This is a genomic window from Nocardia sp. NPDC051463 (assembly GCF_040681975.1).
GTDB lineage: Bacteria > Actinomycetota > Actinomycetes > Mycobacteriales > Mycobacteriaceae > Nocardia.
This window is the reverse complement of record NZ_JBFBAB010000005.1, coordinates 121,109-135,069: the sequence shown is the minus strand read 5'-3', so window position 1 is coordinate 135,069 and position 13,961 is coordinate 121,109. Positions and strand designations below refer to the sequence as shown.

Sequence of the window (13,961 nt, the reverse complement as noted above, 5' to 3'; positions counted from 1 at the left end):
CGCACCATGCGCAGCGCGGGCAGGCCGTCACGGCTGACCCTGATTTTCAGCGGCAAGCAGCGGTGCCCACATGCGGCGGGCCAGGGCACCGAACCGGGTGGTTTCACCGGGTTCACCTGCGGGCGCGGGGGCTTCGATGAGGTGTTCGAGGCGGGGGGCGTTGCCCCAGACGTAGCGGAGGTGGCGGTCGCTGTGGTCGCCGAAGGGGCCCGGCCCGTTGGGACCGCCGTTGAATTCACGTTCGGCGGCAGCGCAGGCTTCCTCGACAGAGGCGCCACGGAAGCGGCGGTCGGCGTAGGCCGCGGTGGCTCCCGGAACGATCGGGAGGGGCTCGGTGAGACCTGCGTCGCGCAGTTTCACCAGTTCCCGCAGCACCGTCAGTGCGGCGGGCGCATCGGGGGCAGTGAGCACGGAACGCCATGCGGGGCGACCGAATTGACCGCGCCCGGTGGTCACCGCGCGCCACGAGCGATCCTCGGTGACCGCCAGTGCGAGCAGCGACACCCATGCGGCGATGCGATGTTTCGGTGCGAGCCGGGAGAACGTGGTGCGGACCAGGGTTTCGCCGCGCACCTCGGGCACCGTCCCGGTGAGCCTGCGGCCGTTGCCGAGATCGATCGCGATGTCGACAGCACGTGCCGATCCCTGATATTCCGGCAGCGATGCGCGGACCAGTTTGTCGACGGTGTTCTCGACCTCGTCGAGAACAGCGGCGCCGAAACCGAATGGTGGCAGCGTCCCGCGCCGCCATTCCGCAGCACGAAGACCGGCCGGATCAGCGCCGGTCAGCCGGGCGGCGAGCAGGCGTTCGCCCAGTTCCCATTTCGCGAGTCCGTCGAGTTCGATGGGCAGCCGATCGGCGATGTCCTCGTCGTGCTCGGGCACGCGCAGGCCGAGACGCTGCCACAGGAACGCGCGAATCGGGTGTTCGACGAACGAAATCAGGTCCGCGAGTGCGACATCGGTGAGCTCGACAGCAGGCAGCGGCCCGGCGAGGAACGGCGCGCGCGGCTGCGCGGCACCGTCTGCGGCCCGCGCCCCCGCCAAGGCGACCGTGTCGAAGCTGAAAGGCTTCTCCGCCAGAAAGTTACGTCGATCGAAGGCCTGCAGTGGATGCCGGGTCACCACCGACGACATACCGTCGGCACCGACATGCGCCCGAATCGCGTCGAGCAGTTCGGCAACCGGAATCGCGGGGGGCCGGTGCGCACCGGTCACCGGGTCGGCGCCGGTGTGCAACACCAGCAACCGCTCGCGCGCCGCCATGATCGCGTCCAGCAGCAGCTGCCGGTCTTCGCTGCGCGGATCCCGTTCGCCGAGTAACGGATTGCGAGCGAGCACGTCGTCGCCATCGGCGCCGCTGGTCCGCGGGAACACCTCGTCGTCCAGGCCGAGTAGCACCACAACGCGGTGCGGCACCGACCGCATCGGCACCAACGTGCAGACCGTCAACTCACCGGTGCGGAAGTTGGCGCGCGTCGGTCGGGCCGCGAACCGTCCGGCCAACAGCACACCGACATCGGCCAGTCGCAGCGGCACACCACCTGCATGCTCGGTGGCGGCGGCCAGTTCGCGGCGTGCCTCGGTGCGCACCCACGCCTGGCTTTCGGGCACATCGGTGAGCAGGTCGAGGCAGCGAACGAGCACCGTCGCCCATTCGTGGGCAGGCCGAGGCCCACGCAGGTCGCGCAGACAGACGGCGAGCCGGTCGATGAATTCCGCGAACCGGCCCGCGAGATCGACGTCGTTGCTGTCCACGTCGTCCAGCGGCAGCGCCAGATCCAGCCAGTCCTCCGATGATTCGTCCGCGGTGACGCCGAGCAGGATCCGGTCCACCGCACTGTTGAGGGTGTTCTGTGCGAAGTCGGCAAGCCCGAACGCCTGCCGCTGCCGCTGCCCGATCCCCCACCGCGCTCCCGATTCGGCCGCCCACTCGCGCAACCGCTCGATATCATCGTCGTCGAATCCGCCACGGCGCCTGACGGTTTCGGACGCGGCCAAGTCCAGCACCTGAGTCACCGTCACCCGCCCGTCGGCCAGTTCGAGCAGCACCCCGATCACCGCGAGCAGCGGATTGGTGACCCCACGCCCTCGATCGGCGAGCCGCACCCGCAAACGATGCGCTGGATGCGCCGAATCCGTAACCGCCTCAACCGAACCCGACGTTCGCTGCCCGAAAGCGGCCCGAACCAATGGCGCATACGCCTCGACCTCGGGGCACATGATCAGCACATCGCGCGGCTCCAAGGTGGGATCCGACGCGAACACCCCGAGCAGGCATTCCCGCAGCACCTCCACCTGACGTGCGGGGCCGTGGCATGCATGCACCTGGACGCTGCCGTCGCCTGCGACACCGAGACCCGAGGTCGGCGGCCAGGCATCATCACGAATCCCGGCCTGCATCGCACCCAACAATGTCAGTGGTGCGGTGTCCTCCGGGTGGTGGACATCGGTGGCGACGACGCCTGCCACCCGCCGCTGGAGTTCACGCACATCGCGTGCGAGCCCCGACAGCAGCGGATGCCGAGTGACCGTCGCGGCGACATCGTCGACGCGGGCCACCGCGACCGGCCGCCCGGCCAGTTGCGACCACATGGCGGGACTGGGGTGGGCCAGCCACAGATGGATGTCGCGCTCGGCCGCCAGTGCCGAGAGCACCGCGAGCTGATCGGTCGGCAGCCTGGTCACGCCGAACAGCGACAGCCGAGCCGGAAGATCGACCAGCTCGGGCTGCGCACGCAACCGGTCGCACGCGCCCGCAAGCCGCTCGGCCGGGCTCGGCGCACCGACCTCGGCCCGCAACCGACGCCACAGCGCCGGCTGCCACACCAGATCGTCGGGCACCAGATCTCCGGCGCCGTCGGTGTCGGCACCGGCCGCCCACTCGGTGATGAGCGCCGGGCGCTGCGCGGCGTAACTGTCGAACAGCGCGGCCAAGTGCGCGGCAGTGGCGTAGCGGCGACCCACGCGATGGTCGGCCCCGGCAGGATCGTTGGCACCCAAGTGCCGGGCAAGCACCGCCGACCACGGTTCGGACAGCGACGCGTCGATCACCTGCAGCAACGTCCACACCACACGCTCGGACGCCCACGGATCGTCCTCGGGTCGCACCCCGCTCGCCGCGGCAAGCGCCGCGGCGACCAGCGCGGCAGGCGACGGGAATTCTATATTCGCCGCGACACCGTCGGTGCGTGCCGAACCGCCGACGCCGAGCACCGTCGACAACCGCTGTATCAGCCAGCGCTCCACCCCCTTGGCAGGCACCGCGACCACCTCCGCGGCGAACGGATCGGGCAACGGCGCGGCCAGCATCGCAGCCAGCGAATCCGCCAAGGCGTCGGAGCGCTCGGCACGGTGGATGTGCAGCGGCATCTACGCCCTCTCGTCGGGTCCGGATTCTGTGTCGAAACGCCTCGGGCTTCGTGCACGTTTATACGCCCAGCGATCGGTACGCAATTTCGGCACCCCAGTGGCCCGAGAGTGAAATAAGCCACACGCGAACGATTTACTTCGTCGTGTCACTTCGGATCGAGTGGCTCGATGTGCAACAGTGCTCACCCGGGGAGGAACGGGAGACTGCACGAAAGGCTGGTTCGCGTTTCATGGTTGCGATGGTGATTCCCCTGGTTCCGAGAGGCGGGTTCACAGTTCGCCACGTCGGAGACCGATGGGAGCTGGTCAACTCGCGCTCATATGGCCGCACCTGCGTCTTACACTCCTGGCCTCGCGATAGTCACTCCGAGGCCTTCGCGCACTGCTATCGGCTCAACGGACGAACCGTCGAGGAATTGCGCGCGGCCTTTCGCTGATCGGCCCACCGCGAAAGACACTGCGAGGCAAGCCCGCAACGTTCGCATTAGCACAGTCGCCGGCCCAGCTCAAGACGTGCGCCCAGCACGCTGATGTGCCATCGTGGTCCCTCGTGCGTTACCCCTTGGCCGTCACCCGGGCCGTTCCCCGTGTGGCCGCATCAACCTGTGTCCTTGCTGCCGCGGCGATCTTGATACCGAGCGCACCTGCGCTATTACCGATCGCGAACGCCGCGCCCCCCGCGCATATGCAAGGCTGCCTGCCCGGCTTCGACTGCGATATGAGCAACCGGATCGCGGCGGTGGACGCCTACTTGAGCGGCCGGCCCGGCGTCACCGGCTACGTGGTGCGCGATCGGGTCAGCGGTGGCGTGTACGCGAACGAGAATGCCGAGAACTCGGTCTGGACCGCCTCGACCATCAAGCTGGCGATTGCCGAGGACCTGCTCAATCGCGCGCGGGTCGGCGCGATCGACCTCACGCCAGGCGATCGCGGATTGATGGAGTCGATGCTGGCGACCTCCAACGACGCCGCCGCCGACTTCCTCTGGAACAAGTACGCGGGCTTCGATCGGATGGCCTACAACAATGCCTTCCGCGCCAACGGCATGGCCACTCTCGTCCCGCTGCCGACGAGCACCGCGCTGTTCCCGGACTGGTCCTTCCAGAAGTGCACGGCCGCCGACCTGGACCGGTTGATGGACAATATCTTCACGCACATGCATCCCGACGACCGCAGCTATCTCTTCGACCGGATGCGCTCGGTGGACATGAACCAGCATTGGGGTGTGTGGGGCGCGGGTCCGAAGATGCAACCGGGACTGAAGAACGGCTGGTCTGCCGAGCAGGGTGGCTGGGTAGTGAATTCGGTCGGCTTCGCAGGCCCCGGTGAGCGCTACACCTTGGCCATCATGAGTTCGCTCGGCGATGCGGGCGGCTACACCGAGGGCGCCGAGACCGACACCCAGGTTGCGGAACTCCTTTTCGCCGGGCGCTGACCACCCGCGACCGCGCCGCAGCCGAGGACGCTGCTGCGCGGTTCCCGTCACAGGCGGCGCAGATCGACCGGGGCGCCGTCTCGCGGAAACGGAATGGTGGAGAAACCCCAGGGCATTCGATAGCCCTCGGGGATCGACCACTCGTATGCGCGCACGAGTGCGGCGATGAGCGTTTTCACCTCGAAGGTGCCGAAGTGCATGCCGATGCACTTGTGTGCGCCCGCACCGAACGGCAGCCAAGCGAGACGGTGCGACTTGTCTTCCCTACGATGTTCGGCGAAACGCTCGGGGTCGAATCGCTCGGGCCTCGTCCACAGCTCAGGCAGCAGATGGTTGACGCTGTAGGCGAGATCGCAGGGCGTGCCCGCGGGAATGTAGCGGCCCGCGATCTCGGTGTCGCGTACCGCCCGCCGCACCAGACCGGGCACCGGCGGCACCAACCGTAAGCTCTCTTTGATCACGAGGTCGAGGTCGTGCATCCGGTCCAGATCCGCGATCGTCGGTGCAGCACCGCCGGTTTCGTGATCGATGGCCGACACTTCGGCACGCACGCGCTGCTGCCATTGCCGATGTCTACCCAGGTAATAGGCGACCGCCGTGGCCGTCGTCGTGGTGGTGTCGTGGGCGGCCATGATCAGGAAAATCATGTGGTTCACCACATCGGCGTCGCTGAATTCTGCCCCGTCCTCGGTGCGCGCATGGCACAGACCCGAGAAGAAGTCCAGTGATTCGGCGCGCCGCTTCTGGGGCAGCATCGCCGTGAAGTAGTCCTCCAGCACCTTGCGGCCATGCAGGCCCGCACGCCAATGACCGCCGGGGACCGGATGACGGATGATCGAGAGCGCGGCGTGCGTGCAGTCGAGGAAGGCATTCAGCAGCATCCGGCGTTGGGCACCGACATCCACGGCCATGAAGGTCTCCCCCGCTATCTCGAGGGTCAACTCCTTGATCGTCGGGTACAGCTTGACTGTCCTGTGGGTCTCGCCGCGCGACACCCAGCGCCCGACGGCTTCGCGAGCCACCGGCGTCAGCGCGGCCAGATGGGCCTCCAGCCGGTCCCTGGTGAACGCCTGCTGCATGATCCGGCGATGGAACATGTGCTCCTCGAATTCGAGCAGCAGCAGACCACGCCCGAAGAACGGGCCGATGAAGTAGTTCCACCCCTGACCGAAATCGCGGCGGCGCCTGCCGAGCACCTCATCGATCGCATCGGGTCCACAGACCAGCACCCGATCGATGCCGAGGGAGCTGTTGAGCGACACTGGGCCGTAGCGGCGATAGCGGTCCATCATCTCCGCCGGACCCCAGCGCAGATAGTGCAGTCCGCGCCCGAAATAAGGCAGACCCGCGTCGCCGTCGACCGCTGTGGTCGCGCTGCCACGGGGCGGTGAGGCGAGGACCCTGCGGCGCTCCGGAACGCGCCGCAATGCGCGATCGATGAGATGCCCGTCCGGGATATCGATCAACGAAGCGTTCTCGGATTCAGGCTGTGCGCTGGGCTTTCGGCCGACGACACGGTCGCGGGCAACCATGGCTAACCTCCCTGAACGACAGCATCTATCGTATTCTCTTTCTCACATTCATTCGGTCGGTTCGCGCCAGCAACGCTCTACCCGGCGGATCGGCGGCAGGGTGCTATCGCTTCACAACACAGCAGGAACCGGGATCTCGCCGTGACGGTCGAGTCAGCGCCGACTACCGTAAGGCGGGTCAACAACGTTCGTGGGGCCAAGCCCAGGTCTGTCGAGGAGCAGGACGATGAGCACTGAGTCTGTCGAGAACCGTCGTCATCGGGTGGTGGTTATCGGCTCCGGCTTCGGCGGCTTGTTCGGAACCAAGCACCTCAAGCACGCCGATGTGGACGTGACCCTGATCTCCAAGACCTCCACCCACCTGTTCCAGCCGCTGCTCTACCAGGTGGCCACCGGCATCCTCTCGGTCGGCGAAATCGCGCCTGCCACGCGCTTGGTCTTGCGCAAGCAGAAGAACGCGCAGGTGCTACTCGGCGACGTCATCGATATCGACCTGCAGGCCAAGACGGTGACCTCGCAACTGCTCAACCAGAACACGATCACCGAGTTCGACAGCCTGATCGTGGCCACTGGCGCGCAACAGTCCTACTTCGGCAACGACAAGTTCGCCACTTACGCGCCGGGCATGAAGACCATCGATGACGCGCTCGAGCTGCGTGCGCGCATCCTGGGCGCGTTCGAAGGGGCCGAACTGGCCACCACGCAGGAAATGCGGGACCGGTTGCTCACCTTCGTTGTCGTCGGCGCCGGACCCACCGGTGTCGAATTGGCGGGCCAGATCGCCGAACTCTCCGATCGCACTCTCGAAGGCACGTTCCACAACATCGATCCCCGTGACGCCCGAGTCGTCCTGCTCGAAGGCGCAGGCGCGGTGCTCGGCCCGATGGGCCCCAAGCTCGGCGGCAAGGCACAGCGGCGCCTCGAGAAGATGGGCGTCGAAATCCAGCTCAACGCCATGGTGACCGACATCGACGCACACGGCGTCACGGTGAAGGACTCCGATGGCACCGTGCGCCGCATCGAGTCCTCCTGCAAGGTGTGGTCGGCCGGCGTCCAGGGCAGCCCACTCGGCAAGATGCTCGCCGAGCAGTCCGAGGGGACCCAGGTCGATCGCGCTGGACGTGTCATCGTCGAACCCGACCTCACCATCAAGGGCTACCCGAACGTTTTCGTCGTCGGCGACCTGATGTCGGTACCGAACGTGCCCGGCATGGCGCAGGGCGCGATCCAGGGTTCGACCTATGCGGCCAAGCAGATCAAAGCCGGCCTGAAAGGCCAAGCGCCGCAGGATCGCAAGCCGTTCAGTTACTTCAACAAGGGCAGCATGGCGACGGTGTCGCGGTTCAGTGCTGTCTGCCAGATCGGCAAACTGGAGTTCGGCGGGTTCATCGCCTGGCTGGCTTGGCTCGCACTGCACCTCTACTATCTGGTCGGCTACCGCAGCCGGATCATCACCGTCATTCAGTGGTTCGTGACCTTCCTGGGACGCAGCCGCGGTCAGATGGCGGCAACCGAGCAGTGGGTGTTCGCCCGCCTCGCTCTCGAGACGGTCAACGCCGACGAGGAAGACGCCGACGAGCTCGCGGCCGCGCTCGGCGCGCCGCCCGCGGAGAACGGCAAGACCGTGGAGAAGGCCAAGGCCCTCGACAAGGCGGAGAAGGCCGCAGCCGACCGCAGGGCAGGCTGAGGGAGCGGGCTCCGGCCGCAGCCCGATCAACGTCACTGTTCAGCTCACCCGTGCCACTTTCGAGCGAACTCCTGGCCCGCGAATCGGACGGGAGTTTCCAGGCGAAAACCGCCCGGAACCGCACGACTCCACACATCAGCTAATTCTTGGCAATGCATAAACCTTTGCCTTTCCTGAGAATCGACCAATCCTCGCGCCCCGTCGGGTCCGAATGTGGGACGTCGAACACGACAACTCTCCGGAAAGAAAGGTGATGTATGGCCACGGGCAAGCACAGAGCTCCCAACCCGCAGCGACAAAAAGTAGGTTCGATGGTCGCGGCGGGTGCGGTACCGCTAGTCCTGGCGCTGGTGGGAACCGGCACCGCCAATGCCGCACCCGCCCAGTCGAACGCGGTTGCGCACCCCGAGCAGAACCTGCAGTGGCCTGCGGCCGACTCGCCCAACGCGATGCCGTACGAGGGGCTGGACATCCCTGACGACACGCTCAGCTCACTGCAGTGGTCGCGACCCGCGCCGGACAAGCGCTATCTCGCACCAGTCGGGGTGCTGCATCCGCCCCTCCCGGTGGCCCCGGTGCCGCCGATCGCGCCACCTCCCGGTCAGTTCCGCTTCGGTGACGTCACGACACCGGCGCCGGACTGGATCGACCAGGAACAGGCAATCCACATCAACGACACTTCCGCGATGATCGAGGCCCACCTCGCGACGTTCCTCGATTCGACCGGGATGGAACGCAGCAGGTCCGACCGGATCGCCGGACAGACCATCGGTACCGCCGCGATGGGAGCGGTAGCGGGGGCAGCCGCGTCGACCCCGATTGCGCTGACCTCGGCCATGTTCGGCGGCCTGGTCGGCGTGGTGGCCGGTCTGCCGCTGTTGCCGATCGGCCTCCTGGCAGGGCCGATGCTGGGCGCCGGTATCGGTGCCGCGGTCATCACGGTCCCCGCGGCGGCCGTCGGTGCGGCAACAGGTGCCGCGGTTGGTGCGTTCAACGCCTTCAACGCACCCTCGCGGGCCGTCGGCCACTAACCGAGCTCCAACCGGGAAGGGTGGGAACTCGACCGCGCTGTCGAGCTCCCACCCTTCCCTTGTGTCCCATCTCGCTCTCGCTAACCGCCTCGACCGCACTTCTTCGTGCGTGGCCATCGGCGACACCCACTCGGCCCGTGGAGAACACCGCCGGAGCAGGCACCCGGACGAGATCAGCACGTCCGACCACACCGCGCGATAGCAATTCCTCAGCAATCAACGGGCGCTGGCCCGCTGCACGGCATTCGTCGGCCGGTGGATCAGCCGGCGAGCAGTGAACCAACTCGGGTGAACAGCGTCCCGCCGGCTGCCAAGGGCAGGCGGGACCCGGTCAAACCGATTGTTTCGACCGGACGATCGTCGGGATAAACGAGCTCACTGTCCAACGCGCGCGGCGCGGCAAGTCCATCGTCGGCCGCACCACCCGCGCCGAGTGCCAGGCGGTGCCGAAGTAGCGGAAGGTCACCGATATCGGCGATCACATCACCGCGCCAGCCACCGCCGTCCTCACCTACCCTGCCGATCTGCACCCGTTCGCGCAGCCGCAACCGGGCATCGGTCGCCAATCGGACCGTAGTGACAACGTGATGGTGGGCACCGCCCGCCACGATCGTCGGCTCCGGATCGAAGTCCAACTCGCCTCCTGCCGCGACGTCGAAACACCACCGCGCGCTCGATCGCGATGTCGCCGCGCTGGGCAGCGCGATGGTCGCCGCCACCGAGCGCACCGACAATCGTGCGCCGGGGCCGACTGTGATCGCGATGTCGAGCTCGTCGCCGCCCAGTGGGGTGGCGGCGGTACCGATCATGTGCACCGTGTCGGGACCGGTGCGCCGCGCCGTCAGCCCGCCGCTCGCATGGATCTCCGGCAGAGATCCGATCGCCGCGACGATTCGTAATTCAGTGCGCAACGGCCGATTCGGCCGCACCGGGCCGGTGATCCTGTTCGGCGATCGCGTCCAATTGCTCGCGCACCCAGGCCAGCACCGGTGTTGCCGCTGGATCGTCGGTGAGCGACACCATTGCCGTCCGGCGTCCCTCCCGCACCTTCGCCGCGTCCCGCGCCATGACGCCCAGGTCGGCGCCGACCAGCGGGGCGAGATCGGTCTTGTTGATCACCAGCAAGTCCGAGAAGGTAACACCTGGACCGCCCTTGCGTGGCACCTTGTCACCGCCCGCGACATCGACAACGAAGATCTGCACGTCGATCAGGCCGGAGGAGAACGTCGCGGTGAGGTTGTCGCCGCCCGATTCCACCAGGATCAGATCCAGCGGTGGGTTCGCCGCGATCAGATCGTCGATGGCGTCGAGATTCGCGGTGATGTCGTCGCGAATGGCGGTATGCGGGCAACCACCGGTCTGCACCGCGGTGATCCGCTCATCCGGCAATACCGCGTGCCTGCGCAGGAAGTCCGCGTCCTCGGTGGTGTAGATGTCGTTGGTCAACACCGCGAGCGACAACTCCTCCCGCAGCTGCCTGCACAGCGCGGCAACCAGCGCGGTCTTGCCGGAACCGACCGGTCCGCCGATACCGATGCGCAGCGCCTCCCCCGCTGTGCGCGCACGCTTCGGCCGACCAGGGGTGTGAGCGTGCGGTTCGCCGTCGATCAGATGTGGGGGCATGAGTGACGATCTCCTTGTCTCGAGTCCGGCGCGGTCAGCTGGCGAACAGCGGCATTTCCCGTTGCGCGTGGCGTTGGGCAAGCACGTCCTGCAACGGATCCGACAGCGCGGCGAGCCCGGTCGCGGCCTCGGCGGCGGTTCGATCGCAGAGATCGGTGAGCCGGACCGTGCATGCGGCAATGGCAGCCGGATCCAAGGCGAGTAGTCGCTGAGCAGCGGTCGCCGCGCCGGTCAGTGCCGTATAAACGACAACACCCGCGGTTTCCAGCGGCGTGACCTGGCAGGCCGCACCGACCATACCGAACACCGTGGACAGATGCGGACGCGACCCGAGCGCGACCCAATCATGGTGCGGCCAAATATGTTTGGCCAGACGCAGCAGACCGCGGCCTTGTGCGCGCGACGCTGCGCGGGCACCGGGCGCGGGTGTCCTCGCGTCGGCCTCGGCCTCCGCACGCGCCGGCTCGAGCGCACCCGAGCACACCGCCGCCGCCAACGACGCGGCAACCAGCCCGGAGGTGCGAATCCGACGCCGGAGATAAAGCTCTACCGTCGCCACATCACGCACGAGCCCGGAAGCAACCGCCTCCTCGACGCCACCGGAGTGCACATGCCCACCGATCGGCAGCCGGGAGTCGGCGAGTGTGAAGAGCATCGCCAGGCTGGTAGCTCGCTCGGCGGATCGTGACATCCGTCGATCCTATGCCGCGGCGTGTCGCGGCTGACTCCCGGCGGGGTTCCCCACACGACGATCAGCGGCGAAAGCTGCGTTCCATAAAACGCTGAGCTCGACCACGGGTCAGATCCGACCATGCTTGCACACCGGGTGACCACCATGGAGCGATCTCGCGCGGCTTGGCGGCAATCGCATGACAGACGAGATCGGAGGCTTCGTCGACGGTGAGGCCGGGGACGCGGCTGAAGTCGGTGGGCGCGCTCATCCTGGTGTGGACGAGGGGCATGTAGATCGAGGTGGTGGTGACCTTGTCGGCGGCGACTTCGGCGGCCACACTGCGTAGCCAGACGTCGAAGGCGGATTTCGAGGCGCCATACGCCGCCCACCTCGGTGCGGGCGGCATCAGCACACCCCAAGTGGAGATGTTGACGATGTGGCCCCGCCTGCGTTCCCGCATGCTCGGCAGCAGCGTCAGCAACAGTTTCACCGGGCCGAGGTAGTTCACGTCGATGGTGCGGGTGAAATCGTGGAAGCGATCATAGGATTCGTCGATCGCGCGGCGAATCGACTTGCCCGCGTTGTTCACCAGCACGTCGATGTGCCCGTGCGCGTCGAGCAGTTCACGGCCGAGTCGCTCGACGGCATCCATGTCGGTCATATCCGTGGGGTACACGTGTGCGGTGCCACCAGCCGCGGTGATCTCGGCGGCCACCTGCTCGAGGTCCGGGCGCGAGCGCGCCACCAGCAGCACGATCGCACCGGCCGCTCCCAACTTGCGGGCGCTGGCCTTTCCGATGCCGTGCGACGCGCCGGTCACCAAGACGACCCGGCCGGAGACCTCCGCACGCAACGATTTCTCGCGCGGCCGCGAGGTCGGGTAGAGGAGCCGCCTCGCGATCCGCTCGGCGAGCGGCCGTCCATTGCCGGTGGCCGGTGTCTCGTTCACACCCTCGACTGTATTGGCCGAAGGGCCACTACACAGCCGGTATCGGCGGCGCCGACATGATCGGCCACCGTTCCCGAGCCGCTGCGGCAGGCCCTATCGTCCCACTCCCACGCCAGGGCAGTGGATAGAGCCGCACCATCCTCCGGCTGGATCAGCGATGCTGCCGCGGAGCAAGGTAGGCCACGACTGCCATGACAACCAACAGCACTGCGCCCACCGACGTCGCCACGTGCATCCCGGCGACGAACGACTCGCGAGCGGAGTCCAGGAGAGCGGTGTTGCCGTCGGATCGCTGCAGGGTCTCGCCCAGCGTGGCGGAGTAGTCCCCGCCCGACCGGAAGACCAGGGCCGCAACCGAACCGAGGAGCGCGAGCCCGAGGGCATTGCCCAGCTCGAAGCTGGTCTCGGAGATACCGACAGCCGAGCCGGCCCGCTCCGGCGGCACCGAGGAGACCGCGACCTCGGACACCATGGTGAAGGCGAGGCCGTAGCCGATACCCGCGATCGTGGATCCGACGAGATACCACGCGAGGCCGCCGTCGACGCCGACACCGAGCAGCAACAGATTGCCAGCCGCCGAGGCCAGCAGGGCGAACACGAAGGAACTCCGGACACCGAAGCGCCGGGCCACGCGAGCCCCACCCATCGAGAACACGAACACCGCCACCGCCATCGGGATGCCGAACATGGCTGCGGCCAGGGGATCTCGACCGGTGACCGACTGTAGATAGACGCTGGTGAGGTAGCTCATCGCGGCCAGCGACATCATGCCGGTCAGGCTGGAGCCGATCGCCACGGAGAACTGGGCCCGACGGAACAAGCGCAGATCGAGCAGTGGCTCGGCCAGGTGCCGCTGCCGCCGCACGAAGATGATCAGCATTGCCACACCGACCAACCCGATGGCGAGTGCTTCCACATCCAGGCCTTCGGCCGCAAGGTGCTTGATCGCGTACACCATCGGCAAAATGCCGCCGATCGAGAGCACGACGCTCGGGATGTCCAGCGGACCGAGGACGCCGGAGCGGTGCTCCGGCAACAGGAACGGGCCGAAGGCGAGCAGGACCAGCAGCACCGGGATATTGATGAGAAAGACCGAGCCCCACCAGAAATGGTGCAGCAGCAGCCCGCCGAGGATGGGACCGACGGCCGAGCCGCCTGCGAAGAAAGCGGTCCACACGCCGATGGCGGCGGCGCGTTGACGAGCATTCGGGAAGAGGCTGGAGATCAGCGCGAGGCTCGACGGCAGCAGCGTCGCGCCACCCGCGCCCATCAATGCGCGCGCGGCGATCAGCACACCCGCGCTCGGCGCGAAGGCCGCGATGACCGATGCCACGCCGAAGACCGAGGCGCCGACGAGCAGGATATTGCGCCGCCCGATCCGGTCGCCGACATTGCCCATGGTGATCAGCAGGCCCGCGATCAGGAAGCCGTAGATATCGAGGATCCACAATTGCTGAGTGGCCGACGGGTCGAGGTCGAGGGTGAGTGTGGGCATGGCGAGGAACAGCACCGAGATGTCCATCGACACCAGCAGCACCGGCAGCACAAGCACCGCAAGACCCAGCCAGGCCCGGCGCGAGCCGGCCGGTAACGGCGCCGTTGTCGGCCGCACTGCCTGCACCTCTGTCATTCCAACACCTCAGTCGATTCGATTCCCGC

The 13,961-nt window shown here is 67.2% G+C and carries 10 protein-coding genes; 3 read left to right on the top strand and 7 right to left on the bottom strand.

The window, feature by feature from the left end; translation table 11 throughout:
* Nucleotides 1–27: 27 nt before the first annotated feature.
* Complete coding sequence (recC, locus tag AB0M74_RS10495) at nt 28–3,372, bottom strand: exodeoxyribonuclease V subunit gamma (protein WP_364904431.1); 3,345 nt, start codon at nt 3,370–3,372, stop codon at nt 28–30.
* Between the two features lie 550 nt (nt 3,373–3,922).
* Here recC and AB0M74_RS10490 point away from each other — a divergent pair.
* Nucleotides 3,923–4,807: a tat pathway signal sequence gene (locus AB0M74_RS10490; RefSeq protein WP_364904428.1), complete on the top strand. Its 885-nt coding sequence runs from the start codon at nt 3,923–3,925 to the stop codon at nt 4,805–4,807.
* 47 nt (nt 4,808–4,854) lie between these two features.
* Here the strand turns inward: AB0M74_RS10490 and AB0M74_RS10485 are convergent, their stop codons facing one another.
* On the bottom strand, nt 4,855–6,339 hold the full coding sequence (locus AB0M74_RS10485; RefSeq protein ID WP_364904425.1) for a cytochrome P450: 1,485 nt from the start codon (nt 6,337–6,339) through the stop codon (nt 4,855–4,857).
* A gap of 226 nt (nt 6,340–6,565) precedes the next feature.
* Between AB0M74_RS10485 and AB0M74_RS10480 the strand changes: the two genes are divergently transcribed.
* Together AB0M74_RS10480 and AB0M74_RS10475 are read left to right on the top strand one after the other, a co-directional pair.
* Nucleotides 6,566–8,026, top strand: a complete 1,461-nt coding sequence (locus AB0M74_RS10480) for an NAD(P)/FAD-dependent oxidoreductase (RefSeq protein WP_364904423.1) — start codon at nt 6,566–6,568, stop codon at nt 8,024–8,026.
* A gap of 311 nt (nt 8,027–8,337) precedes the next feature.
* Nucleotides 8,338–9,057, top strand: coding sequence for a hypothetical protein (locus AB0M74_RS10475; RefSeq protein WP_364904420.1), 720 nt, complete (start codon nt 8,338–8,340; stop codon nt 9,055–9,057).
* Between the two features lie 260 nt (nt 9,058–9,317).
* Here AB0M74_RS10475 and AB0M74_RS10470 read toward each other — a convergent pair whose 3' ends face one another.
* The 5 genes from AB0M74_RS10470 to AB0M74_RS10450 all read right to left on the bottom strand — a co-directional run bounded on the left by AB0M74_RS10470 (nt 9,318) and on the right by AB0M74_RS10450 (nt 13,932).
* Nucleotides 9,318–9,968, bottom strand: coding sequence for an urease accessory protein UreD (locus AB0M74_RS10470; protein ID WP_364904417.1), 651 nt, complete (start codon nt 9,966–9,968; stop codon nt 9,318–9,320).
* Nucleotides 9,958–10,680 carry an urease accessory protein UreG gene (gene ureG / locus AB0M74_RS10465; RefSeq protein WP_364904414.1) on the bottom strand — a complete coding sequence of 241 codons (723 nt, stop codon included), beginning with the start codon at nt 10,678–10,680 and terminating at the stop codon, nt 9,958–9,960. The genes AB0M74_RS10470 and ureG overlap by 11 nt, the downstream gene beginning before the upstream one ends.
* Before the next feature lie 34 nt (nt 10,681–10,714).
* Entirely contained in the window at nt 10,715–11,371 is a 657-nt protein-coding gene (locus AB0M74_RS10460) for an urease accessory UreF family protein (RefSeq protein ID WP_364904410.1), read from the bottom strand.
* A gap of 61 nt (nt 11,372–11,432) precedes the next feature.
* Entirely contained in the window at nt 11,433–12,302 is an 870-nt protein-coding gene (locus tag AB0M74_RS10455; RefSeq protein WP_364904407.1) for an SDR family NAD(P)-dependent oxidoreductase, read from the bottom strand.
* Between the two features lie 151 nt (nt 12,303–12,453).
* On the bottom strand, nt 12,454–13,932 hold the full coding sequence (locus AB0M74_RS10450; protein ID WP_364904404.1) for an MFS transporter: 1,479 nt from the start codon (nt 13,930–13,932) through the stop codon (nt 12,454–12,456).
* Between the last annotated feature and the right edge of the window lie 29 nt (nt 13,933–13,961).